Annotated in this window: 20 protein-coding genes, 18 tRNA genes, 3 rRNA genes and 1 pseudogene; 6 read left to right on the top strand and 36 right to left on the bottom strand. The window is 42.6% G+C overall.

Annotated elements, in window-relative coordinates; genetic code table 11:
- Positions 1–3 precede the first annotated feature (3 nt).
- Positions 4–509, bottom strand: a pseudogene (gene pnuC, locus ACXYSL_RS04040) (nicotinamide riboside transporter PnuC); the annotation flags it as partial.
- 38 nt (positions 510–547) lie between these two features.
- Here pnuC and ACXYSL_RS04035 point away from each other — a divergent pair.
- The 4 genes from ACXYSL_RS04035 to ACXYSL_RS04020 are packed head-to-tail and all read left to right on the top strand — an operon-like array spanning position 548 to position 1,871.
- Positions 548–1,228, top strand: a complete 681-nt coding sequence (locus ACXYSL_RS04035) for an IS6 family transposase (protein ID WP_458624023.1) — start codon at positions 548–550, stop codon at positions 1,226–1,228.
- Positions 1,225–1,482, top strand: a complete 258-nt coding sequence (locus tag ACXYSL_RS04030) for a plasmid replication protein (RefSeq protein WP_458624022.1) — start codon at positions 1,225–1,227, stop codon at positions 1,480–1,482. The genes ACXYSL_RS04035 and ACXYSL_RS04030 overlap by 4 nt, the downstream gene beginning before the upstream one ends.
- 12 nt (positions 1,483–1,494) lie before the next feature.
- A complete protein-coding gene (locus ACXYSL_RS04025; RefSeq protein ID WP_001152920.1) occupies positions 1,495–1,722 on the top strand; it encodes a hypothetical protein in 228 nt (75 codons plus the stop codon).
- On the top strand, positions 1,710–1,871 hold the full coding sequence (locus ACXYSL_RS04020; RefSeq protein WP_001062367.1) for a hypothetical protein: 162 nt from the start codon (positions 1,710–1,712) through the stop codon (positions 1,869–1,871). The genes ACXYSL_RS04025 and ACXYSL_RS04020 overlap by 13 nt, the downstream gene beginning before the upstream one ends.
- A 224-nt stretch (positions 1,872–2,095) precedes the next feature.
- Here ACXYSL_RS04020 and ACXYSL_RS04015 read toward each other — a convergent pair whose 3' ends face one another.
- The 13 genes from ACXYSL_RS04015 to ACXYSL_RS03955 all read right to left on the bottom strand — a co-directional run bounded on the left by ACXYSL_RS04015 (position 2,096) and on the right by ACXYSL_RS03955 (position 16,481).
- Entirely contained in the window at positions 2,096–2,896 is an 801-nt protein-coding gene (locus ACXYSL_RS04015; RefSeq protein WP_000103848.1) for an energy-coupling factor ABC transporter ATP-binding protein, read from the bottom strand.
- Positions 2,883–3,719, bottom strand: coding sequence for an ABC transporter ATP-binding protein (locus ACXYSL_RS04010; protein ID WP_007517389.1), 837 nt, complete (start codon positions 3,717–3,719; stop codon positions 2,883–2,885). The genes ACXYSL_RS04015 and ACXYSL_RS04010 overlap by 14 nt, the downstream gene beginning before the upstream one ends.
- Complete coding sequence (locus ACXYSL_RS04005) at positions 3,695–4,486, bottom strand: energy-coupling factor transporter transmembrane component T (RefSeq protein WP_000130448.1); 792 nt, start codon at positions 4,484–4,486, stop codon at positions 3,695–3,697. The genes ACXYSL_RS04010 and ACXYSL_RS04005 overlap by 25 nt, the downstream gene beginning before the upstream one ends.
- Positions 4,486–5,088, bottom strand: a complete 603-nt coding sequence (locus ACXYSL_RS04000) for a hypothetical protein (protein WP_000846130.1) — start codon at positions 5,086–5,088, stop codon at positions 4,486–4,488. Before ACXYSL_RS04000 ends, ACXYSL_RS04005 begins: the two co-directional genes overlap by 1 nt.
- A gap of 350 nt (positions 5,089–5,438) precedes the next feature.
- Positions 5,439–6,959 (bottom strand): ABC transporter permease/substrate-binding protein, encoded by a 1,521-nt coding sequence (locus ACXYSL_RS03995; RefSeq protein ID WP_458624021.1) that lies wholly within the window; start codon positions 6,957–6,959, stop codon positions 5,439–5,441.
- The gene (locus ACXYSL_RS03990; RefSeq protein WP_458624020.1) at positions 6,952–7,680 is read right to left on the bottom strand and encodes an ATP-binding cassette domain-containing protein; all 729 of its coding nucleotides are present in this window, start codon (positions 7,678–7,680) and stop codon (positions 6,952–6,954) included. The genes ACXYSL_RS03995 and ACXYSL_RS03990 overlap by 8 nt, the downstream gene beginning before the upstream one ends.
- A 72-nt stretch (positions 7,681–7,752) precedes the next feature.
- Positions 7,753–8,196 (bottom strand): MarR family winged helix-turn-helix transcriptional regulator, encoded by a 444-nt coding sequence (locus ACXYSL_RS03985; protein WP_458624019.1) that lies wholly within the window; start codon positions 8,194–8,196, stop codon positions 7,753–7,755.
- 143 nt (positions 8,197–8,339) lie between these two features.
- A complete protein-coding gene (locus tag ACXYSL_RS03980; protein WP_033588981.1) occupies positions 8,340–9,533 on the bottom strand; it encodes an O-antigen ligase family protein in 1,194 nt (397 codons plus the stop codon).
- Positions 9,534–9,665: 132 nt separating this feature from the next.
- Positions 9,666–11,108: a sucrose phosphorylase gene (gtfA, locus tag ACXYSL_RS03975; RefSeq protein ID WP_458624018.1), complete on the bottom strand. Its 1,443-nt coding sequence runs from the start codon at positions 11,106–11,108 to the stop codon at positions 9,666–9,668.
- 206 nt (positions 11,109–11,314) lie between these two features.
- A complete protein-coding gene (locus ACXYSL_RS03970; protein ID WP_000711267.1) occupies positions 11,315–12,148 on the bottom strand; it encodes a carbohydrate ABC transporter permease in 834 nt (277 codons plus the stop codon).
- Between the two features lie 16 nt (positions 12,149–12,164).
- The gene (locus ACXYSL_RS03965) at positions 12,165–13,037 is read right to left on the bottom strand and encodes a carbohydrate ABC transporter permease (protein ID WP_001007688.1); all 873 of its coding nucleotides are present in this window, start codon (positions 13,035–13,037) and stop codon (positions 12,165–12,167) included.
- 18 nt (positions 13,038–13,055) lie between these two features.
- Positions 13,056–14,306: an extracellular solute-binding protein gene (locus ACXYSL_RS03960; RefSeq protein WP_458624017.1), complete on the bottom strand. Its 1,251-nt coding sequence runs from the start codon at positions 14,304–14,306 to the stop codon at positions 13,056–13,058.
- Between the two features lie 12 nt (positions 14,307–14,318).
- Positions 14,319–16,481 (bottom strand): alpha-galactosidase, encoded by a 2,163-nt coding sequence (locus ACXYSL_RS03955; RefSeq protein WP_458624247.1) that lies wholly within the window; start codon positions 16,479–16,481, stop codon positions 14,319–14,321.
- Between the two features lie 107 nt (positions 16,482–16,588).
- Here ACXYSL_RS03955 and ACXYSL_RS03950 point away from each other — a divergent pair, with 107 nt between their 5' ends.
- Positions 16,589–17,449, top strand: a complete 861-nt coding sequence (locus ACXYSL_RS03950) for an AraC family transcriptional regulator (protein ID WP_458624016.1) — start codon at positions 16,589–16,591, stop codon at positions 17,447–17,449.
- Positions 17,446–18,384, top strand: coding sequence for a bifunctional biotin--[acetyl-CoA-carboxylase] ligase/biotin operon repressor BirA (gene birA, locus ACXYSL_RS03945; protein WP_458624015.1), 939 nt, complete (start codon positions 17,446–17,448; stop codon positions 18,382–18,384). Before ACXYSL_RS03950 ends, birA begins: the two co-directional genes overlap by 4 nt.
- Before the next feature lie 104 nt (positions 18,385–18,488).
- Here birA and ACXYSL_RS03940 read toward each other — a convergent pair whose 3' ends face one another.
- The 22 genes from ACXYSL_RS03940 to ACXYSL_RS03835 all read right to left on the bottom strand — a co-directional run bounded on the left by ACXYSL_RS03940 (position 18,489) and on the right by ACXYSL_RS03835 (position 25,828).
- Entirely contained in the window at positions 18,489–19,193 is a 705-nt protein-coding gene (locus ACXYSL_RS03940) for a hypothetical protein (protein ID WP_458624014.1), read from the bottom strand.
- Positions 19,194–19,334: 141 nt separating this feature from the next.
- Positions 19,335–19,422: transfer RNA gene (locus ACXYSL_RS03935), tRNA-Ser, on the bottom strand.
- A gap of 6 nt (positions 19,423–19,428) precedes the next feature.
- Positions 19,429–19,502: transfer RNA gene (locus tag ACXYSL_RS03930), tRNA-Ile, on the bottom strand.
- Between the two features lie 33 nt (positions 19,503–19,535).
- Positions 19,536–19,606 (bottom strand) — tRNA-Gly (locus ACXYSL_RS03925).
- Between the two features lie 16 nt (positions 19,607–19,622).
- A tRNA-Phe gene (locus ACXYSL_RS03920) sits at positions 19,623–19,695 on the bottom strand.
- 3 nt (positions 19,696–19,698) lie between these two features.
- Positions 19,699–19,772: transfer RNA gene (locus ACXYSL_RS03915), tRNA-Met, on the bottom strand.
- Positions 19,773–19,782: 10 nt separating this feature from the next.
- A tRNA-Ser gene (locus ACXYSL_RS03910) sits at positions 19,783–19,872 on the bottom strand.
- A gap of 11 nt (positions 19,873–19,883) precedes the next feature.
- A tRNA-Ile gene (locus tag ACXYSL_RS03905) sits at positions 19,884–19,957 on the bottom strand.
- Positions 19,958–19,970: 13 nt separating this feature from the next.
- Positions 19,971–20,044, bottom strand: a tRNA-Met gene (locus tag ACXYSL_RS03900).
- A 5-nt stretch (positions 20,045–20,049) separates the two neighbouring features.
- Positions 20,050–20,123: transfer RNA gene (locus tag ACXYSL_RS03895), tRNA-Pro, on the bottom strand.
- Positions 20,124–20,138: 15 nt separating this feature from the next.
- A tRNA-Arg gene (locus ACXYSL_RS03890) sits at positions 20,139–20,212 on the bottom strand.
- An 11-nt stretch (positions 20,213–20,223) separates the two neighbouring features.
- Positions 20,224–20,309: transfer RNA gene (locus ACXYSL_RS03885), tRNA-Leu, on the bottom strand.
- A gap of 7 nt (positions 20,310–20,316) precedes the next feature.
- Positions 20,317–20,388: transfer RNA gene (locus ACXYSL_RS03880), tRNA-Gly, on the bottom strand.
- A 27-nt stretch (positions 20,389–20,415) separates the two neighbouring features.
- Positions 20,416–20,488: transfer RNA gene (locus ACXYSL_RS03875), tRNA-Thr, on the bottom strand.
- A gap of 12 nt (positions 20,489–20,500) precedes the next feature.
- Positions 20,501–20,582 (bottom strand) — tRNA-Leu (locus ACXYSL_RS03870).
- 5 nt (positions 20,583–20,587) lie between these two features.
- Positions 20,588–20,660: transfer RNA gene (locus ACXYSL_RS03865), tRNA-Lys, on the bottom strand.
- A 24-nt stretch (positions 20,661–20,684) separates the two neighbouring features.
- Positions 20,685–20,757, bottom strand: a tRNA-Asp gene (locus ACXYSL_RS03860).
- A gap of 4 nt (positions 20,758–20,761) precedes the next feature.
- Positions 20,762–20,834: transfer RNA gene (locus ACXYSL_RS03855), tRNA-Val, on the bottom strand.
- Positions 20,835–20,939: 105 nt separating this feature from the next.
- Positions 20,940–21,055: ribosomal RNA gene (gene rrf / locus ACXYSL_RS03850) — 5S ribosomal RNA — on the bottom strand.
- 76 nt (positions 21,056–21,131) lie between these two features.
- Positions 21,132–24,033, bottom strand: a 23S ribosomal RNA gene (locus ACXYSL_RS03845).
- Between the two features lie 122 nt (positions 24,034–24,155).
- Positions 24,156–24,228 (bottom strand) — tRNA-Ala (locus ACXYSL_RS03840).
- A 51-nt stretch (positions 24,229–24,279) separates the two neighbouring features.
- Positions 24,280–25,828: ribosomal RNA gene (locus ACXYSL_RS03835) — 16S ribosomal RNA — on the bottom strand.
- The 16S, 23S and 5S rRNA genes sit together here with 18 tRNA genes alongside, the layout of an rRNA operon.
- Positions 25,829–25,996 lie beyond the last annotated feature (168 nt).

Genomic DNA, 25,996 nt, shown 5'->3' with positions numbered 1-25,996 from the left:
TTTTTAAGCGCTTTTTGCTGCCTTGCTCCACTGATACCACCCAACTAGACTATTGATGAGATAAATTAGGTATTTCCCTTGGATTTGCAGGCTTTCCCCCACCAGAGATAGATTGAAAAGACATTAGTAGCAGCCCAGAATATCCACTGTTCACGGTAAACAGCTGTCATGAGGATTTGCCCTACACCATTGGTCGCATCAGTGATAGAATCACGATAGGGACGATTAGCTCCGATAGACTGATAAATAAACCCAAAGGCCAACCACCAAAGAACACTAATAGAAAGATACTTTGTCCAACCCTTGCCGTCTAGTTTACGTGCGACAAACTCTTGTTGTTCTTTCTTAAACTGGGCTTGATAAATCCAAACCAAGAGACCAATTGGCTGCATAATTGTAAAATAGAGAGTTGTTAAAACCTCACCATAGAAGCCTTTTTGAAGGGCAAGCACCAGATAAATGATGGAATTAATCAAACCAAATAGGTAGTTACTAGCACGACCTTCAGCTTCTCAAAGAGCAAAAAAAGGTTAGTAAGGCTTGAGAGATGAATCATTTTAAAGGCAAACAATTCCAACAAGACGTCATCATTGTCGCTGTTGGTTATTACCTACGTTACAATCTGAGCTATCGTGAAGTTCAGGAATTGCTTTATGACCGTGGAATAAATGTTTGTCACACTACGATTTATCGGTGGGTTCAAGAATACAGTAAAATCCTCTATCATCTCTGGAAAAAGAAAAATAAACAGTCCTTCTATTCGTGGAAAATGGATGAAACCTATATCAAAATTAAGGGGCGTTGGCATTATCTCTATCGAGCGATTGATGCGGACGGTTTAACATTGGATATCTGGTTACGAAAGAAACGTCGAGCAGACGATAACAGCTATAAGTTAGAAGATACCGCCTATCAAGAAGATAAAGCACGCAAAGCAGAAACCGAAGATAAGCTAGCTATTGAAGCAATGAAAAGCAAGTACACCACGCTATTGCTAGAAAATATGTTGCTAAGTCCGTTTGAAATGCAAGATACAAAAATCATGGCAGGATTGCAAGTCCATGTTTACCCCCTCTATGACGAACTGAAAGAATTAAGAGGGCTAAATAGTGTTAAAGACCACTTGTCTTATGTTGCCAGCAGACGTGAAGAATATTCTAAGCATAATATCGCACGCTACCTCAAAAAAGCCATTGAACAATATCTACCAACGGTTCTTAAACCATGAGTGAAGACTTAAAAACGATCAAAGAGCTGGCGGAGGAATTGAGTGTTACAAAACAAAATATTCAATATCACTACCAAAGGTTACCAAAAGAATTACAGCTTAAAAGTTCCAATGGGTCTAATCTAATAAATTCTAAAGCAGAAAAAATAATTTTAGGTAAAGTAGAAAGTAGTAGCAAATCAAATACCAAAGACCAACAAATAAGTAGCAAAGACCAACAAATAGAAAAACTAACTAATTTGTTAGACCAGTAACAACGATTAGCCTTGCAAGATAAAAAGTTGCTAGAAGAATACAAGGCGGAAAATGATAACTTAAAAGCCCTCAAAATGCCCTCACAGGAAACAGAATTCAAACACTTAGACAATCAATATAAAGATGAAGTGAACGCTCTTAAAGAGAAGTTGGAAAATTTACAGGAACAAATCAAAGATCAAAAAAGGATAGAAGAACAAGAAAAACCAATAAAATGGTGGGGACTATGGCGAAAATAGATGATTCAGTTAAAAAGAAAGTTCCAGAATTGCGATTTAAAGGATTCACGGATGAATGGGAACAGCGTAAGTTGGGAGACGAAGTTCGAATAGTGATGGGACAGTCTCCTAATTCAGAAAATTATACTGATGATCCTAATGGGCGCTAAAAATGCGAAGACCTATGAAGACCTATTTTGTATTAGTCAAACAAAAAATCCAAAAGAAATGGTATATGATTATGACCATAAAACAAAGTAAAATCAAACCGAGTGATCTGAGGAAGCACCCGATGATCATGAAACGTTATTAAACACAAAAGTCACCCATGTGAGTTCTTGCCAGAAGCTGAAGTTAATCCTTCAACCTGGAAAACCCGCAGAGGTGACTTTTTCTATACATCTCGATTTTTCTGGCAATAATCATTAACCGATAAATATGTCTGTGAATCACCCAGCGACTCCGCTATGTCCATAATCCGCGGTGGTAGTAATCCCACTCGCTGGACAAGTTCGTGATTGCTGAACAATTCCCGTGGACTGCCGGCGAAGCCAAACTTCCCGTGTTCCATAACATACACCGACTCAAACTCGGCGGCGACCCAATCCATATCATGGGTGATGGTCACAACTTGGTGGCCCGAATCAGCCAACTGATGGAAAATTGCGGTCAACTTGCGCCGGCTTTCCCAATCAAGCGACATCATCGGCTCATCAAATAAATAAATCGCCGGATCCACTGCCAAAACTGTGGCAACGCTCAACAGCTTGCGTTCCGACAATGACAGGTCATATGGACTTTCAGCTGTTTTATCATCCAAGCCAACTCTTTTTAGAGCCGCTAAAGCCCGCCTCGTAATCGTGTCGTGGTCATCCATGACCTGCGCGACATTCCACTCCACCTCTCGTTGAACGGTCGGGTTGAAAAGCTGATCGTCAGGATTCTGAAAAGTAATCCCAACCTTCAGTAACTTTTCGACTGGTTTAAGATCATTAAAATTTTCTCCATCGATCTTAATCACACCGGTTTGTGGTGTCAGCAAACCCGTCAACAATTTGAAGAGCGTTGATTTGCCGGCACCATTTTGGCCGACAATCGCCACCATCGGATCGGCGAAGTGTTTGTCTTCAACATCCAAGCTAAAGGACCGTTCCGGATAAGTGAACGTCAGGTGGCTCAGTTCAATTGTGGACATAACGAACCTCCTTCAGATCAGCGTAATTCACCGGATACCGGCCATCAGCCAAGTGCCAATCCATTTTTTGAGCAAGTTGCTGGATTGTCGGGGCTGGAATCTGCCAGTCAGCTGCCAAATGATTAAACACCTCACCCGGCCTGCCCTGGGCTACCATTTGACCCTCGTGCAGCACCCACACAACGTCGGCGACTTCGCACAAATCGTCAATTTCACTGGTGACAATGAAGACAGTCGTCTCTTTGACTTGGGCCAGCCATTGGAAAAATTGCCGGCGGCCAAGGGGATCCATCTCACTGGTCGGATCATCCATAATCAAAACAGCCGGATTAGCCACAATCGCCGTGGCAATTGCCAACCGCTGGATCTGACCACCGGAAAGGCTCTCGGGACGCAAATTCAGCTGTTCAATCAGCCCCATTTGCGTGGCAACTTCTTCAACCCGTTTTTGAATCAGTCCTTCAGCCATTCCCTGATTAATCAAGTCAAAGGCGATTTCATCGGCAACCGTGTCTGCCAACCCGCTTAGTTGGCCAGCTGGATTTTGCAGTACAACTCCATTCATGGCATTATAAACGGGCCAATTGTCAGACACTCGCTGGCCAAACATGTGCCAATCGCCCTCAATCTCAGCAGACACAATTTTGGGAATAACCCCTGCCAGCACACGGCACAAAGTCGATTTGCCGGAGTGGCTATTCCCGATAATCCCAACCACCTGGCCAGTATGAACCTCCACGTTAATCTGACGCAGTTGTGGTTGCTCAGTACCCGGATAACGGGTGGTCAAATTTTCAATTACAATCCGTTTATCTTCGTCCATATCTTCCACCCAATCAATAAAATTGCCAATCCAGTCAGACCAATGTGCAGCGTCCGCGACAGGCGATACACGCGCTGGGAGGTTCTGACAGTCCGGTTGAGATTATCAAAACCTCTCAGTTGGAGAGAAATCGACCGCGTCATCGATTGATCCAAGGTCTTAATCACCAATGGAATTAGAACCGGCAGGACTGACTTTAATTTCTGAATCAACGTTTTTTGCGGATTGGTTCCGCGAACTTTTTGTGCCTGCTGGATTTTCCGCATATTGCGCATCATTTCCGGCAAAATATAACACACCGACATCAGAACGTAGACGGTTTTATAAGACAATCCGGACAGTTCCAAATAGGCCGCGTTTTCTGAAATACTCGTGGTCACCATAAAAAAGCCACTGGTCAAAATAATCACCAATACTCGACAACCCAGAGTGGTGGCGTAAATCAGGCCTTCTTTGTAGAACGACACCCCAAGCACAGAAAACAGCACAGTTTGATTCCGACTGTAAAATAACCCTTGGATGATCAGCATGGTGCAAATCAGAAACAGGCTGAATCCCAGCGCCTTAAAGGTGGTAGAACTCAATTTGGAAAATAACAATAGCAGTGTTGCGACAAGAATTAATCCGGCCTGAAGCAATAAATTCATACTGGCAAAGCTCAACAACGTCATGTCCAAGATGAACAAGAGCTTAGTAATCGGATCGATCACCTGGTACCACTTGAGCTTGACCCGTGGCGCTCCAGAAATCAATGTTTTATCAGTCATCATTTATCATCGCTAAAGAAGTGCACCATCCGCTTCGGCAGCTGACGATAGATGAAGAATGCCAGGTAGGCCACGCAGACTTTATCCAAAATATCCAAGACAAACTCATCGGTAAATGAGGCCAGCCACACTGGTGCATGATTGGCGACCATTACCGCAAACAATGAGTCACCCCAAGCGATACCGGTCTGACCACCCCAAAAGATGACGTTGAGTGGCGTTGAAATGACAGCTGAAACGATGGCAATAATAATAGCAGAAACAAATACTCGTCGCGCTGACGAGAACCACCCATTGGCGTGCAAAACTCCGACAGCAATCCCAATTCCGATGCTGGTAATCGCATACACGGTTGAAATTGGCGATAAGGTCAGCCCATAGATCACGTTGTTGATGAAACCACTAATGGCACCGGCAACCGGCCCAGCCAACATGCTAGTAAGAAAGGTTCCCAAAGACCCCAGCCAAACGGGCAACTTTAACCCCTCCGCCAAGGCTTTGGCAACATAGTTAATCCCCACGGCAGCGGGAATCAAAGTCATGGTGGCAGCACTTAACTTAAATTTCCACATACTGGTACGATGAATCGGTTCTGTTTTCATAATCTTCTCCTTTTGTTTTTAAAGAGCCGTGTCTGGATAGACTTTCGGACGCAACGCTCTATTATATATCTACTGAACTGTCTATACACAAGATTTCCATCCTTAGTCGACATGAGCTGGAAATCTTTATTTGTTAAGTAGTTCACAACACATTATACACCTAATTTCTGAATAGTCAAGTGTATTTACAGTAAAATTTTAGAAAATCCTAAAAATTTCCTCTTATTTTCCATTTAAAAATGAAAATCATTAATTCTGACACCCAAAAAGCCCAGACGAAATTGTCTGAGCATTCTTTTATCTAGTTGTTTAAGGGAGTTGAGTTCAGTATGTTTAAAGTCTCTGCCCCATCATTTCTTCAACAAACCTTGTTCTTGTAGAAACTCCTTGGCTACTTGTTCTGCTGACTTGCCTTCAACACCGACTTGGTAGTTGAGCTGGCTCATCTGGCTTTCAGTAATTTTACCAGCCAATTTATTGAGAACCGTCTCCAACTCAGGATGTTTCTTGAGAAGAGCTTCTTTCATTAGTGGAGCCCCTTGATAAGGTGGGAAGAGTTGTTTGTCATCCTCCAAGACCTGCAAATCATAACGCGCCAATTCCGCATCGGTCGAATAGGCGTCCGTGATTTGAATATCACCTGACTGAATAGCCTGATAACGAAGGGCTGGCTCCATGGTCGCTACATTGAGATTGAGACCATACATTGATTGCAAGCCCTTATTTCCATCTTCACGGTCATTAAACTCCAGAGTAAAGCCTGCCTTCAACTGCCCTTCCACTTTTTTCAAGTCCGAAATGGTCTTCAAGCCATATTCTTGAGCAATCTTTTTCGGAACAGCTAGAGCGTAGGTATTTTGATAAGACATGGGTTTGAGATAGGCTAGATGATCCTGTTTAGCAATTCCATCACGCGCCACTTGATAAACCTGCTCTGGCTCATGACTCACTTTCGGTGATGGTTGAAGTAGACTTTCAGTCACGGTACCGGTAAATTCAGGATAGATATCAATATCCCCTTTTTTCAGAGCTTCATAGAGGAAGCTTGTTTTCCCAAAATTCGGTTTAACAGTCGCAGTCATACTGGTATTTTCTTCAATCAGCAACTTATACATATTGGCCAAAATTTCGGGTTCTGGTCCCAATTTCCCAGCAATCACCAAGTTTTCTTTCTCTTTTTGAGCTAGTAAGGCTGGACTATAAGACAGACCGAGCAATATGGTCACCAAGGCAAAACCAGAGAAAATCGTCCGCAATTTTGCTTTTTCCATCACTTTTAGTAGGAAGTTAAAGGCAATGGCAAGCACTGCAGAAGAAAGGGCCCCAATTAAAATCAGACTGGTATTATTACGGTCAATTCCCAAAAGGATAAAGGAACCCAGTCCCCCTGCCCCAATCAAAGCCGCCAAGGTTGCCGTACCGATAATCAAGACAGCTGCCGTTCGAATCCCAGACATGATAACAGGCATGGCCAGTGGAATTTCAAACTTCTTGAGACGCTCCCATCTGGTCATCCCAAAGGCAATCCCAGCCTCTTGCAGACTCGGATCAATTCCCTTCAGTCCAGTGATGGTATTTTGCAAAATCGGAAAAATAGCATAAATCACTAGAGCTGTCAAGGCCGGTAAGGTTCCAATTCCCATCAAGGGGATAAAGAGCCCCAACAAGGCTAAAGAAGGGATGGTCTGGAAAATCCCTGAAATTTGCAAGACCCAGTCCGCCAACTTCTCATGATAGCGAAGATAGACAGCCAAGGGAATCGCAAGCAAAATAGCTAGTAACAAGGTCAAAAGTGACAACTGCAAATGTTGAGATAGGGCTGTCAACCAATCACTAAAACGATCCTGAAAAGTTGATATTAAATTAGTCATGAACACTACCTCCAAACAAGTTTGCTACAAATTCTGTTGCAGGAGCTTGTAAAATTGTTTCAGGACCCGCCACCTGACGAATCTCTCCATCCTGCAAAATAGCAATGCGATCCGCCAACTTCAAGGCTTCATCCGTATCATGGGTCACAAAAATCGTTGTCATCCCAAACTCTTTATGCAATTCTTTCGTCAGAACCTGCAACTGCTTGCGAGAAATAGCATCCAAGGCTGAGAAGGGCTCATCCATGAGCAGGATTTTAGGCTGACCAATCATGGCACGCACAATACCGACCCGTTGCTGTTCTCCACCAGATAATTCACTAGGTAGGCGATGCCCATACTCAGCTACTGGTAAACCAACCTTAGCCAAAAGCTCTTCTGTTTTCTGAGCAATTTCTTCCTTGGTCCAGCCCTTCATTTCTGGAATGAGAGCAATATTTTCCGCAACCGTTAGATTGGGAAACAGAGCAATGGCCTGTAAAACATAACCAGTAGAAAGACGAAGTTCACGCTCATTATAGTCTTTGATGCGCTTGCCATCCATGTAAATATTTCCATCAGTGGGTTCCAAAAGACGGTTAATCATCTTAATCATGGTCGTCTTACCGGACCCAGAAGGCCCAACTAAAACCATGAACTCCCCATTCTCAATCCGTAAATTGACATCTCTCAAAACATCTTTTTCTGTATAGCGTAGCGCCACATTTTTGTATTCAATCATTCTTTGTCCTCAATTTAAAATTTTCCTCGATTGGTCAAGTTACCAAACTTTTAATAACTAATTTACCCCATTCTAAACCTCATGTTCCTTCTCTTTCAGATTGTCTAAAATGCGTTCCTGATAGCTTTCAAACTGGCGAATTTCTTCCTCAGTGAATCCTTTATAAAAAATTGCATCCAACTTTTGACTGATACGATGGCCGACTTCTTTCTGGGATGAACCAAGTTCAGTCAGAACGACATATTTTTTCCTCTTATCTACCCCACACGGACTAATCGTGATCAGCTTTTGCTCCTCAAGATTCTTTATCATGCTTGTGAGCGTATTATTGGCGAGTCCAGTCGCCAGCGCAATATCTGTCGCAGTTGCACAGCCAGTTTCACTATTCCATAACACCGTGAGAATCTTGCCCTGCTCACTTCGATAAAGAGCCTCCGGATCCTGACTCAGTAACTTTTGAAAAATCCGCCCATTCAGCAAACGAATATGATGGGCAACTAAATGACTATCTTTCATGACCTCTCCATTTTATTTCTATATCGAATTGTTTTTATTGTAACACCTGCCGTTCCATCTGTCAACTATTTCGACTTAGAAATAATTTCTACCAACAAAAAAGACCTCCTACCTAAAGTAGAAGATCTCTAATCTTGATCAACTTAATCTGTCATTTCGGACACCAGTGTTCGATGTTCCAGTGGTAGACTGCACATAACCAGCAAGAAGATGAATCCTGACTGTATCCAGAAGAGAGCCAAGTCAAAAATTCCATGTACAGCGACTACTGTAAGGAAGGAGAGATAAAGACCGATAATTGGTCGTTTACCAGACTCCTGACTCATATCCATCATCATATGAACCGGGATAACCGAAGAAATGGATAGAAGAATGGTTCCAATCAAGCCATAACTCAAAATGGTATCAATGTAAAGACTATGCGCGTGCTCGTGGTAAGGTGCATGAATTCTCGGATAAGAATTCATATAAGTCAGTGGTCCCTCACCCCAGATCGGATTTTGTTTAAACAAAGTCATACCCGCATTCCAAATTGAAACACGCTCCTCCATTGAAGAATCTAGTGTTCCCATACGGACTCCCAAATCGCTTGAGAAGAGGAAACAAAGTCCAATTCCGAAAACTCCAATACTGAGCCAGAAGGCACGCCAGTTTTTAATGGTTGTAAAGAGATAAATGATGGCACCAGCAATGATGGCAGGAAAGGCCGTCCTATTTTGCGTAAAATTCAAACCAAATAGATTCACAAAACCTGCTAGCACACAAAAGATTTTTAACCATCTTAACTTCGTCGTTGTAAAGAGATAAAAAGCTATCATGATACAGAAGCAACAGATAATCCCATAGTAGTTAGGATTAAAGAAGGTCACCTCTGCACGGTTTTGGTGCCATACTTGCATATTGGGCGAAAGAAAGGCGTAGTTAAATTTCTTTACAATTTGAAAATGCTCCAAAGTAGCAAAAGCCGCAGAGAGCACACTACCAAACAAGATTGTCTGCAGAATCAGTCGAAAGAAAGCATGCGTCAGACGTTTCTGGTAGAAGCTAAAGAAAATGAGGAAGAGAAACATCAGTAAAGATGCAACCAATCCAAGCCAGTTCTTGGCGACGATAGAGATGATACTACTGTAGGCAATAAAAAAGAGAAGTACAGGATGTTTGATTAATCCTTTGATAATTCCCTTCATCTCCCCAGTAACAAGTAAACCTATCAAATATAAAGCAAAGAGCGCTAAGAACAAATAAAAAGGTAAAAAGATACTTATGATCATCAAATACAAAAAGAAATCTTTTTTCGAAAGCCCTCTTATCTTATCCAGTAATCCAATTGATTTCAAAACGGATCCTTTCTGTTCTGGATTTCTCCAGAAGATAAATGCTAAACTATCTTTATATTCTACCATTTTTTCTGTCATTTGGGAACAATGAACACGTTTTCGCCACAAAAAAACTCTTTCATTAATATAGCACTAGAACTGAATTTTTCTGCCGTTTTCCAATACTTGATAGGTCTGACTTTGCAAATCAATTTCTGCTACTGCTGTTACGGACTTGTCTTTATTTTGACGTTTGATTACAATGCTGTGAGCTGTTGGTGTTTCTATCTCAATAGTCCCTTCTAGGTCAAAGGCCTCTGATCGATTACGGAAAGAAAATAGATTAAGCAGGGCCTTCACCACAGGACGTTGGACTTCCTTTGCTATTTCCTCATTGCTATAGTAATGACGGTTAATATTTCGACCTTCCTTAGTTTCTTCTAATAATTTCAAGTCATTCTTACCTGCTAATAGACCCACATAGTAAACCTGAGGAATACCTGGAGCAAAAGCTTGAATCAGACGAGCGAGGAAGTACTTGACATCATCATCTCCAAGCGCAGAATAGTATGTTGAATTGATTTGGTAGATATCTAGATTGTTATACTCTGCACTGGAGTACTTCCGTTTGACATTCGCTCCTACCTTATAGAGCTCATTTGAAGCATAGTCAATTTCCTCATCGGTCAGGATATCCTTGACATCTACCACTCCAATCCCATCATGAGTATCTAGTGTCGTAAATTGCTTCATCGGGCTCATCTTTAACCACTTAGCCAAACGCTCTGTTCTAGAACTGTAAAGAGTATAAAGGGTCACCATTGGAAGGGCAAAATCGTAAACATAGTAATCATGGTCCGCTATTTTAAACTGAATCGAATAGTGTTCATGAATCTCAGGTAAGAGCTCTGTCCCATACTCAGCAGCGATATCTCGAACTTTGTCCAATAAATCCCAAATATCTGGTTCCACAAAGAAATCATTGGTATCCAATTTCTTCACTGCATAAGCAAAGGCATCTAGACGAATCAAATCACACCCGTTACTTGCTAAATGTTGAATCGTCTTACGGATGAATGCCATCGTTACTTCTTTGGTCACATCAAGATCAATCTGCTCCTCACCAAAGGTATTCCACAAATGTTCCACTGAACCATCTGCAAAAACAATCTCTTGCTTTGGTGCACGATCCTTACGCTTGTAGATTAAATCTACGTCAGCTTGTGTCGGACGATTTTCCGGCCAAAACTTGTCCCAGTTTAGAAAGAGATCTTTAAATTCACTGGCTTCATGTTTTTCTTGATAGTCCTTATAATACTTGGATTGACGAGAAATATGATTAATCATAAAGTCAAACATAAGATAATATTTCTCACCTAAACGCTTAACGTCCTCCCAATCACCAAAAGCTGAATCCACTTCATCATAGTCAACTGGCGCAAATCCACGGTCACCTGTTGATGGGAAAAATGGTAGAAGGTGAACTCCCCCAATAGCATCGCCAAAATGCTCTTCCAAATTCTCATATAAGTCTTTAAGGTTATTTCCAAGACTATCTGAGTAAGTAATCAACATAGTTTTATTTTGAATGGTCATAGATGTTCTCCTTTTTCTGATGAAAGCCAAGTCTTATATGACCTGGCTTCGTAAATAAAAGATATTTTTAGATTTTTGTTCACATTGAACTCGTACTAATATAGACTGAAAGCAATTAAGTACTACTTTCTTGTTTTCTACATAGAATTGTCAACAAGCTGAACCGTTCGTCTATGTATGGAATTATAAATTCCCTAAGCACTTTCTTACTTCACTGCCCCGTTACTCATTCCTGAAATGATATGTTTTTGGAAGATGAGGTAGACAATGGTTATCGTTACAATTCCAACAATATAAGATGCAAAACTTGGCCCATAGTCATTGAAGTATTGACCTTGGTAGTTGTATTGGAAGAGAGGTAAAGTCCACATCTTGGAATCCTTATTCAGAATCAACAGTGGCAACATAAAGTCATTCCAGAACCAGAGAGCATTGATAATCAAAGTTGTCGCATGCATGGGCTTCAACATTGGAAAAATGATTCGACGATAAGTTGTAAAACGGTCAGCCCCATCAATTTCTGCAGCTTCATCTAAACTATCTGGTATACTGATTTTTATATAACCAACATACAAGAAGAGAGTCTGTGGAATAGCATAAGTTAGGTAGAGTATTACCAGCCCCCACATATTTGCTAGACCGAGTTTACTCATCATAACTGTGATGGGAATCATAATCACCTGAAACGGAACAAATATCCCTAAGATCAAGAGCGAATACATAATTGCAAAGGCTTTTTTCTTGGACATATTTCGAGCAATGGAATAAGCTGCAGCTGGTATAAAGAAAGCTACTACAATCAATGATAACACCGTAATAACTGCTGAATTCCAGAAATACCCTCCAATTCCATCCGAAATTAATCGTTCATAATTACTTAAGGTAAAAGGATTGGGCAAACTAAAGAAATGATTCATGATATCCTTAGTTGTTTTGAAAGAACTAAATACTGTTACCAACAAAGGAACAAGTATAAGAATACCACCAACTATCAAGAGGACATATTTCCAAAACTGATTCAATTTTTCTTCTTTTTTCATGTGTAGGACTCCTCTGTTAGATTTCAAATTTCTTTGATAGTTTGATTTGGATAAGAGAAACAATTCCAATAATTAAGAATAAAATCAAGGCAATTGCATTCGCATATCCATATTGATTACTCTTGAAAGCATAGTTGTAGACTAAAAGCCCAAGAGACGTTGTAGCATTATTTGGACCACCACTCGTCAAGGCAAAAATCTGGTCAAAGGCAGTCAAACCAGACTTAAGAGCTAGGATAAAAACCATAGAAATCGTTGGCAGCAAATAGGGTAATTCAATTTTCCAAAAAGTTTGTTTGCTTGTTGCACCATCAATTGATGCCGCCTCCAAAATATCACTTGGAATACTCTGAAGACCAGCAAGAAAGAGAATAATTGGCATTGCTACTCCTTGCCATAGAAGAACAAAAATAGTTGCTACTACCGCTCCTACAGGTGTTCCTAATAGACTCTCTTGTAAAAAACCAATCCCTAAAATTCTTCCAATCGTTGGAAGACCATAGTTGAAAAATTGTTTAAAAATCAAGGAAACTGTCAAACCAGACAAAACAGCCGGGAAAAAGAACCAAGCTCTAAAGAAGGTCTGTCCTTTCATCTTAGAATTTAAGGCTCGTGCCACAACCATCCCAATCGTAATCTCTCCAATAATCAATGCCAGAGTTAAAATCAAAGTAAAGGCTATGGCTGTGAAGAATTTCCCATCAATCATTAGCAGTTTGTAGTTATTCAAACCAACAAATTTGTAATTATAGGTCAAGCCAGTCCAGTTAGTCAAACTATAGAAAGCACCTTGCACCATTGGAAAGTAAAAGAAGATAGCTTGTAATGCAAGTGGGATGAGCAAAAAAGTCCAACCCCAGTATTTATTTAAAAATTTTCGAATAGCCATATCATCTTAACTCCTATTCTAGTCCAAATCTGCCTTCATTGGATTAAAGAAAGCATTGAGATTGTTTGCCATATTTTTCAGATTTTTATCCATCAAGTAACCTGCACTTAGATTAAAAAAGTCTTCTTCAGAATTCCAGTGTTGGCCCAACCAAACATAATGTTTGTCAGTAAATGCCAGTTTAGAAATCTCTGTAAGCGCTGAGTCTTCTTTTTCCTGTATGCCTTTTACAGCAACTGGTGATCCATCTACATCATAATATGACTGCATAGCTTTTGGACTAGTCATATAGCTGATAAATTCTTCGGTTTCTTTCGGATGTTTAGTAGTAGCTGAAGTTGATAATGCCATGTCCCCTGCACCAACAGTAACTTCTTTTCCTACTTCTTCTCCTGGGAAGGCAAACATCCCCACCTCAAATTTTGGATCCTGTTGATTAATTGCCGCTAATGCCCATGAACCTTGTGGCATCATCAAAGCTGTTTCACTCGAAAATGCTACCACCGCATCATTATAAGAAGCACCACGCCAACCATCTTGAGCATTATCTGCTAATAAATCGAGACGTTCCGCATCTGCTTTTAAAATAGCATCATCTGCAGAAATGGCGTTTGGTTTTGAAAAGCGAAGGTAGTTATTAGCCGCATCTCCACTACCTGTAATAGTAATGAGAGAAAGTTGGTGGTAACCATTTAATGTCCAGCCTTCATTGCCTGCAACTGCAAATGGAGAATTCCCACTATCTTTTATCTTTTTAACAATCTCTTGAAACTCTTTAAAAGTCTTCGGTTCCTCAAGCCCTAATTCTTTAAACTTCGTTTTATTGTAATAGATTCCATAAAGGTTGGCTGTTAATGGCACACTATAAATCTTGTTATTGATTGCATACTTTTCGGCATAGTCATTCTTGATGTTCTCAAGATAGGGTTTTCCCGTCATATCTGCAAAATAGCCTGCCTTCGCCCACTCCTGAAAATCCATATTTTGAGGATAGATATTAATAATATCTGGAACATCTCCTGATAAAATCCGAGTCTTTAGCACAATTCCAGCTGAAGGTACTGTAGTCAGCTTCACATCAATATTAGGGTGTTCCTTTTCAAAATCATCCACTATCCTTTGCAAGGTATCTGCCATCTCGGTCTTCTGGTTAAAAAACTCAATCGTTACCTTGCCATCAGCTGACTTCTCTTGACTACTACAGGCTGACAGTCCCAAAAGGCAGAGTCCTGTAGTAGCAATTAAGCTCATCTTTTTATACCATCTCATGATTTTATCTCCTTATCTTCTAATGAAATGTAACTGCCTGCTGAGATAATCTCCCTGCGGAAGTCCCATAGTAATACCCGCATACATGAGTTCTGCACCTGAGTAAACTACACCATTTTCCTGTAATTCATACCGTCCCTCTTCATCCAAATCTTTTAACTTTAAAGTTGTTTCCATTGTTTCCACAACTGATAAGACTCGGACGTAGGTTACAATCGTTTGATTTTCATAGTTAAATTGTACAGCTGCTTCATTGGATTCAGCATCGGGATTGATTAACCTATACTGGTTTCCCAACTGGACTACTGGCCGCAATTCTTTATACAAGTTCACCTGATTAGCAATCTCAGTTTTCTCCTCATCTGATAAACTTGTTAAATCAAGCTCATAGCCCAGATTTCCCATCATTGCCACATGACCACGAGTTTCCAATGGTGTCATTCGTCCCATCTGATGATTTGGTACAGCTGACACATGAGCTCCCATAGAAATGGTTGGATAGAGATAGGATGATCCATACTGTATAGGTAAACGTGCTATGGCATCAGTATTATCACTAGCCCAGACTTGTGGGAAATAGCGCATCATACCAAGATCATTTCGTCCACCACCACCAGAGCAGGACTCAAAGAGAATATGACTGTGTTTCTCTGTCAGATAAGAAACGAGTTCGTAAAGCCCCAACATATACTGATGAGACTGCATCTGGGTTTCCAGATAAACTGAACCATTCCCCAGATTAGTAATATTACGATTCATATCCCATTTGATGTAGTCAATTTTATGATGAGAGAGGAGTTCATCTAAAACATTTTTCAAATATCCTAATACCTGGGGATTGGCAAGATTAAGTACTAATTGATTTCGAGAGTAAGTATGCTCATAACCTGGAACCTGAATAGCCCAGTCAGGATGTTTACGATACAAGTCGCTATCAACGGAAATCATCTCAGGTTCTAACCAAAGCCCAAACTGCAAACCTCTTTCATGGATAGCTGAAATCAGACTTTCTAGACTTCCACCCAGTTTTTTCTCATTAACAACCCAATCACCTAAAGCACGATTATCATCAAAGCGATTTCCAAACCACCCATCATCTAATACAAAAAGTTCTATTCCAACTTTCTTAGCTTCATCAGCTAATTCTAACAGTTTTTCTCTCTGAAAGTCAAAGTAAGTAGCTTCCCAGTTATTGATAAGAATTGGGCGTTCTTTTTTAGAAAATTTACTTGGCATAATGTGCTTAAATACAAAATTTTGACTTTCATGGCTAATACCAGTTAATCCTTGATCTGAAAAGGTCACTAAAGCTACCGGTGTTTCAAAGTTTTCCTCAGGATTTAACTTCCAAGAAAAGTTTTCCGGGTTAATGCCAATAGCCACCCGAACTTCATTCAATTGATTCTTTTGAACAAAAGCTTCAAAGTTTCCACTATACAGTAGTTGCAGAGCACACACATTCCCAGCATCCTCTGTGACTCCTTGATCACATAGTAGAAGAGCTGGTGTTTGAGCATGACCAGAAGCACCACGGTTCGAACTAATTGAAAAGATTCCTTGTTCTACCTGTTGACGCCGGACAGTCTTTTCACGAGCATAAGCACCCTGCAGAGTTACAATTTCGTAAGCCACAGCGGGAACATCAGCCATAAAAGAAAAGTCCTTATGAATGACAACTTCCTGATTACTATTATTTTCCAATTTGCTGTAACTAGCAATTGTCGCATCATTATCAAAAGCTGTATAATACAAAGTCAGACTAATTTTAGCTTGAGGATCTTCTAAAATCAATGCAAGAGTCTCTGTATCATCCATGCTGTGAGGAGAAGGTAAGCCCTGTGGACCATTCTGACCTTTTAAAATCTTTGCTTCTACAAATCGAAAGTCTGTTACCTCAGTTGCATCATGCTGAACCTGTAAGGTTGGTCTTCTGAAATCACCTAAACCATGTTGTCCAAAAATTTGACGTTGCGTATCCAAACTAAAGGTTCGATTAGTAGCTATGGAATTACCAGAAAAAGCATGATCGCGTTCGTAAACACTATTAGCCCCTCTATAGTCCTTAATAGTCTTTCCTAAATGTTTTAACAATAAGAACCCATCCCTATTTTCAATAATCAAACTTAAACCTTTACTCTCAACGTAAAATAGATTATTCTCTATCCGAATTCCCATAAATTGTACCTCATCCATTTCTTGATAAAATTTTAGCAAATAAAAGCGCTTTCTAAAATAGAAAAATGTCTCTAAAGTATGGTAAAATGTTAGGTAGGAGGTGGCCCATGCTCGTTTTTTCAGAATACCAGACTGGAACAATTGATCTTTCTCTTAGCTTTTACGGCTATGAAGAATGCACGCCTAACTACTCTTTTGGCCCAGCTATTCGAGATACCTATGTACTACATTACATTACTAAAGGAAAAGGTCAATTCCATTATAAGGGGAAAATTGTTGATTTAAAGGCAGGAGATTTCTTTTTACTAAAACCAGATGAATTAACATTCTATAAAGCAGATAACCAGGATCCTTGGGCTTACTACTGGTTGGGGATCACTGGAGGGAGGGCACCCGACTACTTTGCTCTATCTCAAATTTCTGACCAATCCTACCTCACCCAGTCAAATAACTGTCATACACAAACAACTGCAAAACTCATCTCAGATATTGTCCGCTTCGCTCAAATAACAAAATCAAATGAATTAGCTCAACTCCACATCATGGGACAACTCCATGAACTAATGTTTCATCTAGGAACTATTGCTCCTAATCAGAAAAAAAAGAATATTTCATCAACCCACCAACTCTATCTTGACTGCAAACGATTGATAGATAGTCACTACCCTCAATCACTCACAATTCAAGATTTAGCAAAAGAGCTATCGGTTCATAGAAGTTACTTAACTAGTGTGTTTAAAGAATTTCACCAACTCTCTCCAAAAGAATATTTGCTTTTCGTTCGAATGAACCGTGCTCAACAGTTACTAGAACACACCAATGAAACGATCAAAGTCATTGCATATTCTGTGGGTTTTTCAGATCCACTACATTTCTCAAAAGCCTACAAACAGTTTTTTCATAAAACACCTAGTCAAACTCGAAATGAATACTCTCACTCCCTCTTAGCTAGAAAGGAAAATCAATGAAATCACACCAACTAGTCTACCAAATACTAGTCAGAGAAAACGACTATGTCAGCGGAGAAAAAATTGGCGAAGAACTGAATCTAAGTCGGACATCCATATGGAAAGCAATCCAACGCCTCCAACAAGAAGGGCTCATGATTGACAGTATCAAAAATAGAGGATACAAGCTTATTCAAGGCGATCTGATATTGCCTGATTTGATTCAGGAGAAAACCAACTTAACCATTCGCTACAAACCTGAGACCAAATCAACACAAACAGATGCAAAAGAAGGGATTGAAGCTGGAACCAAAGGAAATACACTCTATCTTTCAACCTGTCAAACAGCAGGTCGTGGCCGCTTTCAGCGTCCCTACTATTCTCCATCTCAAGGTGGGATCTATATGTCCCTGCATATTCAACCCAATCTTCCCTATGAAAAACTCCCTTCCTATACTCTCCTTGTAGCTGGTGCAGTCTACAAAGCCATTAAAAATCTAACTATGATAGAAGTCGATATCAAATGGGTAAATGACATCTACTTTAAAAATAAAAAAATAGCAGGTATCCTCACCGAAGCAATGACATCAGTTGAGACAGGCTTGGTTACAGATGTCATTATCGGACTTGGAATAAACTTTGCTATAGAAGACTTCCCAGAAGACCTAAAAGAAAAAGCAGGTAGCCTATTTATGCCACCTGCACCTATCACACGAAACGAACTAATCTCAGAAATTTGGCGTTGTTTCTACCAAACAGCACCCGAAGAACTACTCTACCTTTATAAAGAACACTCTCTTGTTCTAGGAAGAGAGGTCAGTTTTATCCAAGATCAGACTAAAAAAAAAGGAGTCGCCAAGGACATCTCCGACAAAGGACAACTCCTTATTCAGCTTGATGACCAGACAGAAATCTGGCTCAATAGTGGTGAAATCTCACTCACTAGCTGGGCTTAACAAACAGCACTATATGATGTCTAGAATCTCATCTAGCAAGCATATAGTGCTGTTTGAATGTAGAAAGTAACAGATATATAAATAGCTAGCTTCCTATCAACAATTTACAGGTGGATAGCTTTTGAGGCATTCTTTTTATATGCCGTGCTATGTACCAAAGAAGCTCCATAGCAGTGATTCTCATATTCAAGCATAATCAATGGCAGCGCAAAAACTTTAACAGCATATAAAAGCACCCAAAACATAAAGACTTCAGCTTTTATATTCACCAAATTTTTACTAAACATCTCATACAAGAACCATGCATTTAAAGCCATATTGAAGAGACTTGCTAACGTTGCTAAGACTATATTGGTTTTCAATTTTGGATGATAACATTTAGCCACATATAAGGCCAATAATGAAATATTATAAAGGCAAATCGGCTGGTAATTTTTCCTATAAATAACCAGCGTCTTACGATTATAGAACAGGAAACCATGAGGTCCACGATGATATTCATTGATCCAGACATGGCTAAGACCTCTAATCTCATCCCAAGCTATAAATAAATCAATTTTTCTTAGATAAATCCCTTTTTTATGAATTGAACATTTCCATTTAAGCAAGAAGGATAGAAGAAAAGTAAGGAGCAAAACTACAACTGTAACAATCCTCAACTCCTCTTGCCCAACAATCAAGGATAGATTTAAAAAGCGAATTTGAGCTTCTGTTGTATCTAAGATCATTGAAATCACAGTTAGAAATACTACAAAGATAAATAGTATAAATCTATAAAAAATACTACGAAATTTTACTCCATTTTTCATATAGAATCACCTGATATCTCAAAATCTTTATTCCTAATAAAGCACTAAACCTAGCAAAGCTGTTGCTATATTAAAAATTTTTACTCACTATTATTTTAAAAGAACTACACACAAAAAAAGAGCTTACTAGCTCTCTAAGTACGGAGAATGGGGGATTCGAACCCCCGCGCCGGTTACCCGACCTAACGATTTAGCAAACCGTCCTCTTCAGCCTCTTGAGTAATTCTCCTATTAATGGGCACGAGTGGACTCGAACCACCGACCTCACGCTTATCAGGCGTGCGCTCTAACCACCTGAGCTACGCGCCCAAGTTAAAAACTTGGTATTTGAACAAAGTTCAAAGCGGGTGACGAGAATCGAACTCGCGACAACAGCTTGGAAGGCTGTAGTTTTACCACTAAACTACACCCGCTTAATAAAACAAAATATGGCGCGAGACGGAATCGAACCGCCGACACATGGAGCTTCAATCCATTGCTCTACCAACTGAGCTACCGAGCCAAATTGCGGGAGCAGGATTTGAACCTACGACCTTCGGGTTATGAGCCCGACGAGCTACCGAGCTGCTCCATCCCGCGTTAATATAAAAGGAGGATGTGGGATTCGAACCCACGCACGCTTTTACACGCCTGACGGTTTTCAAGACCGTTCCCTTCAGCCGGACTTGGGTAATCCTCCATTATTTACAATGGACCTTGTAGGACTTGAACCTACGACCACTCGGTTATGAGCCGAGAGCTCTAACCAGCTGAGCTAAAGGTCCAACAAGATCAATATAGCGGCGAAGGGGATCGAACCCCCGACCTCCCGGGTATGAACCGGACGCTCTAGCCAGCTGAGCTACACCGCCATGAATCGGGAAGACAGGATTCGAACCTGCGACACCTTGGTCCCAAACCAAGTACTCTACCAAGCTGAGCTACTTCCCGCGTTAAATAAAAAAATGCACCCTAGAGGAGTCGAACCTCTAACCGCCTGATTCGTAGTCAGGTACTCTATCCAGTTGAGCTAAGGGTGCTCATCATTATATGCCGAGGACCGGAATCGAACCGGTACGATCGTTACCAATCGCAGGATTTTAAGTCCTGTGCGTCTGCCAGTTCCGCCACCCCGGCCTCTCTAAGCGAACGACGGGATTCGAACCCGCGACCCCCACCTTGGCAAGGTGGTGTTCTACCACTGAACTACGTTCGCATCGACCTCTTATTCTATATAAAAAAATGCCGGCTACATGACTTGAACACGCGACCCTCTGATTACAAATCAGATGCTCTACCAACTGAGCTAAGCCGGCTGCTTTCTATTATGCGGGTTAAGGGACTTGAACCCCCACGCCGTTAAGCGCCAGATCCTAAATCTGGTGCGTCTGCCAATTCCGCCAAACCCGCAAATATGACCCGTACTGGGCTCGAACCAGTGACCCATTGATTAAAAGTCAATTGCTCTACCAACTGAGCTAACGAGTCTAAAATAACTTCCGTTATCTTAAACGGTCCCGACGGGAATCGAACCCGCGATCTTCGCCGTGACAGGGCGACGTGATAACCGCTACACTACGGGACCTATATGGGAGTTAACGGGATCGAACCGCTGACCCTCTGCTTGTAAGGCAGATGCTCTCCCAGCTGAGCTAAACTCCCAAAGGGTGGAGTCTAGCTCAGCCAACGGTAAGAAACTTCGTTTCTCTCATCCGCCGATTGTAATTTCGATTTCCTCTCAATTACAACTAAGCTAAACTCCCTCGAGCTAAGCGACTTCCATATCTCACAGGGGGCAACCCCCAACTACTTCCGGCGTTCTAGGGCTTAACTGCTGTGTTCGGCATGGGTACAGGTGTATCTCCTAGGCTATCGTCACTTAACTCTGAGTAATACCTACTCAAAATTGAATATCTATCAAATACCAAGTAAACCTCACACTTCGTATCCTCAGTTACTTTGGATAAGTCCTCGAGCTATTAGTATTAGTCCGCTACATGTGTCGCCACACTTCCACTTCTAACCTATCTACCTGATCTTCTCTCAGGGCTCTTACTGATATATAATCATGGGAAATCTCATCTTGAGGTGGGTTTCACACTTAGATGCTTTCAGCGTTTATCCCTTCCCTACATAGCTACCCAGCGATGCCTTTGGCAAGACAACTGGTACACCAGCGGTAAGTCCACTCTGGTCCTCTCGTACTAGGAGCAGATCCTCTCAAATTTCCTACGCCCGCGACGGATAGGGACCGAACTGTCTCACGACGTTCTGAACCCAGCTCGCGTGCCGCTTTAATGGGCGAACAGCCCAACCCTTGGGACCGACTACAGCCCCAGGATGCGACGAGCCGACATCGAGGTGCCAAACCTCCCCGTCGATGTGAACTCTTGGGGGAGATAAGCCTGTTATCCCCAGGGTAGCTTTTATCCGTTGAGCGATGGCCCTTCCATACGGAACCACCGGATCACTAAGCCCGACTTTCGTCCCTGCTCGAGTTGTTGCTCTCGCAGTCAAGCTCCCTTATACCTTTACACTCTGCGAATGATTTCCAACCATTCTGAGGGAACCTTTGGGCGCCTCCGTTACCTTTTAGGAGGCGACCGCCCCAGTCAAACTGCCCGTCAGACACTGTCTCCGATAGGGATCACCTATCCGGGTTAGAGTGGCCATAACACAAGGGTAGTATCCCAACAACGTCTCCTTCGAAACTGGCGTCCCGATCTCTTAGACTCCTACCTATCCTGTACATGTGGTACAGACACTCAATATCAAACTGCAGTAAAGCTCCATGGGGTCTTTCCGTCCTGTCGCGGGTAACCTGCATCTTCACAGGTACTAAAATTTCACCGAGTCTCTCGTTGAGACAGTGCCCAAATCATTACGCCTTTCGTGCGGGTCGGAACTTACCCGACAAGGAATTTCGCTACCTTAGGACCGTTATAGTTACGGCCGCCGTTTACTGGGGCTTCAATTCATACCTTCGAGTTACCTCTAAGCACTCCTCTTAACCTTCCAGCACCGGGCAGGCGTCACCCCCTATACATCATCTTACGATTTAGCAGAGAGCTGTGTTTTTGATAAACAGTTGCTTGGGCCTATTCACTGCGGCTGACCTAAAGTCAGCACCCCTTCTCCCGAAGTTACGGGGTCATTTTGCCGAGTTCCTTAACGAGAGTTCTCTCGCTCACCTGAGGCTACTCGCCTCGACTACCTGTGTCGGTTTGCGGTACGGGTAGAGCATGTTTAACGCTAGAAGCTTTTCTTGGCAGTGTGACGTCACTAACTTCGCTACTAAACTTCGCTCCCCATCACAGCTCAATGTTACAGATATAAGCATTTGACTCATATCACACCTCACTGCTTAGACAGACTCTTCCATTCGTCTGCTTTAGTTAGCCTACTGCGTCCCTCCATCACTACATACTCTAGTACAGGAATATCAACCTGTTGTCCATCGGATACACCTTTCGGTCTCTCCTTAGGTCCCGACTAACCCAGGGCGGACGAGCCTTCCCCTGGAAACCTTAGTCTTACGGTGGACAGGATTCTCACCTGTCTTTCGCTACTCATACCGGCATTCTCACTTCTATGCGTTCCAGCGCTCCTCACGGTACACCTTCTCCACACATAGAACGCTCTCCTACCATACCTATAAAGGTATCCACAGCTTCGGTAAATTGTTTTAGCCCCGGTACATTTTCGGCGCAGGGTCACTCGACTAGTGAGCTATTACGCACTCTTTGAATGAATAGCTGCTTCTAAGCTAACATCCTAGTTGTCTGTGCAACCCCACATCCTTTTCCACTTAACAATTATTTTGGGACCTTAGCTGGTGGTCTGGGCTGTTTCCCTTTCGACTACGGATCTTAGCACTCGCAGTCTGACTGCCGACCATAATTCTTTGGCATTCGGAGTTTATCTGAGATTGGTAATCCGGGATGGACCCCTCACCCAAACAGTGCTCTACCTCCAAGAATCTTTATGTCGACGCTAGCCCTAAAGCTATTTCGGAGAGAACCAGCTATCTCCAAGTTCGTTTGGAATTTCTCCGCTACCCACAAGTCATCCAAGCACTTTTCAACGTGCCCTGGTTCGGTCCTCCAGTGCGTCTTACCGCACCTTCAACCTGCTCATGGGTAGGTCACATGGTTTCGGGTCTACGACATGATACTAATGCGCCCTATTCAGACTCGGTTTCCCTACGGCTCCGTCTCTTCAACTTAACCTCGCATCATATCGTAACTCGCCGGTTCATTCTACAAAAGGCACGCTCTCACCCATTAACGGGCTCGAACTTGTTGTAGGCACACGGTTTCAGGTTCTATTTCACTCCCCTCCCGGGGTGCTTTTCACCTTTCCCTCACGGTACTGGTTCACTATCGGTCACTAGGGAGTATTTAGGGTTGGGAGATGGTCCTCCCAGATTCCGACGGGATTTCGCGTGTCCCGCCGTACTCAGGATACTGCTAGGTACAAAGACTATTTTAAATACGAGGCTATTACTCTCTTTGGCTGATCTTCCCAAATCATTCTTCTATAATCTTTGAGTCCACTTTGCAGTCCTACAACCCCGAAGAGTAAACTCTTCGGTTTGCCCTCCTGCCGTTTCGCTCGCCGCTACTAAGGCAATCGCTTTTGCTTTCTCTTCCTGCAGCTACTTAGATGTTTCAGTTCACTGCGTCTTCCTCCTCACATCCTTAACAGATGTGGGTAACAGGTAGTACCTGTTGGGTTCCCCCATTCGGAAATCCCTGGATCATCGCTTACTTACAGCTACCCAAGGCATATCGTCGTTTGTCACGTCCTTCTTCGGCTCCTAGTGCCAAGGCATCCACCGTGCGCCCTTATTAACTTAACCTTATTTTCTGACCTTTCAGTCATAAACTCTTTTAATACTACAGCGTTTCGGTTTATTTTCTTGTTACTATTTGATATAGATATTCAATTTTCAATGTGCATTACTTGGTGATCTCTCACCAATGGAGCCTAGCGGGATCGAACCGCTGACCTCCTGCGTGCAAAGCAGGCGCTCTCCCAGCTGAGCTAAGGCCCCACAAGACCTCTCAAGACTAAACAAGACCAATGTGCAGTTCCTTATCCTTAGAAAGGAGGTGATCCAGCCGCACCTTCCGATACGGCTACCTTGTTACGACTTCACCCCAATCATCTATCCCACCTTAGGCGGCTGGCTCCTAAAAGGTTACCTCACCGACTTCGGGTGTTACAAACTCTCGTGGTGTGACGGGCGGTGTGTACAAGGCCCGGGAACGTATTCACCGCGGCGTGCTGATCCGCGATTACTAGCGATTCCGACTTCATGTAGGCGAGTTGCAGCCTACAATCCGAACTGAGACTGGCTTTAAGAGATTAGCTTGCCGTCACCGGCTTGCGACTCGTTGTACCAGCCATTGTAGCACGTGTGTAGCCCAGGTCATAAGGGGCATGATGATTTGACGTCATCCCCACCTTCCTCCGGTTTATTACCGGCAGTCTCGCTAGAGTGCCCAACTGAATGATGGCAACTAACAATAGGGGTTGCGCTCGTTGCGGGACTTAACCCAACATCTCACGACACGAGCTGACGACAACCATGCACCACCTGTCACCTCTGTCCCGAAGGAAAACTCTATCTCTAGAGCGGTCAGAGGGATGTCAAGACCTGGTAAGGTTCTTCGCGTTGCTTCGAATTAAACCACATGCTCCACCGCTTGTGCGGGCCCCCGTCAATTCCTTTGAGTTTCAACCTTGCGGTCGTACTCCCCAGGCGGAGTGCTTAATGCGTTAGCTGCGGCACTAAACCCCGGAAAGGGTCTAACACCTAGCACTCATCGTTTACGGCGTGGACTACCAGGGTATCTAATCCTGTTTGCTCCCCACGCTTTCGAGCCTCAGCGTCAGTTACAAGCCAGAGAGCCGCTTTCGCCACCGGTGTTCCTCCATATATCTACGCATTTCACCGCTACACATGGAATTCCACTCTCCCCTCTTGCACTCAAGTTAAACAGTTTCCAAAGCGTACTATGGTTAAGCCACAGCCTTTAACTTCAGACTTATCTAACCGCCTGCGCTCGCTTTACGCCCAATAAATCCGGACAACGCTCGGGACCTACGTATTACCGCGGCTGCTGGCACGTAGTTAGCCGTCCCTTTCTGGTAAGATACCGTCACAGTGTGAACTTTCCACTCTCACACTCGTTCTTCTCTTACAACAGAGCTTTACGATCCGAAAACCTTCTTCACTCACGCGGCGTTGCTCGGTCAGACTTCCGTCCATTGCCGAAGATTCCCTACTGCTGCCTCCCGTAGGAGTCTGGGCCGTGTCTCAGTCCCAGTGTGGCCGATCACCCTCTCAGGTCGGCTATGTATCGTCGCCTTGGTGAGCCGTTACCCCACCAACTAGCTAATACAACGCAGGTCCATCTGGTAGTGATGCATTTGCACCTTTCAATGAATTATCATGCGATAATCCATTTTATGCGGTATTAGCTATCGTTTCCAATAGTTATCCCCCGCTACCAGGCAGGTTACCTACGCGTTACTCACCCGTTCGCAACTCATCCGCTCGGTGCAAGCACCAAGCTTCAGCGTTCTACTTGCATGTATTAGGCACGCCGCCAGCGTTCGTCCTGAGCCAGGATCAAACTCTCATTAAAAGTTCGAGTTCTCACTCATTTCTGTCACTGACAGATTTATTGTTTTTCATTGTTCAGTACTACAACATTAGTTGTAGTGCCCTGCACATTGGTTCGTCTTGTTCAGTTTTCAAAGGTCTTTGTCACTCAATCTCTCTCAAGCGACAACTATATTAGTATATCACAGCT

It is taken from the genome of Streptococcus sp. V913, assembly GCF_054353455.1.
The sequence above is the reverse complement of the archived record's forward strand: the minus strand, read 5'-3'. Positions and strand labels throughout refer to the sequence as shown.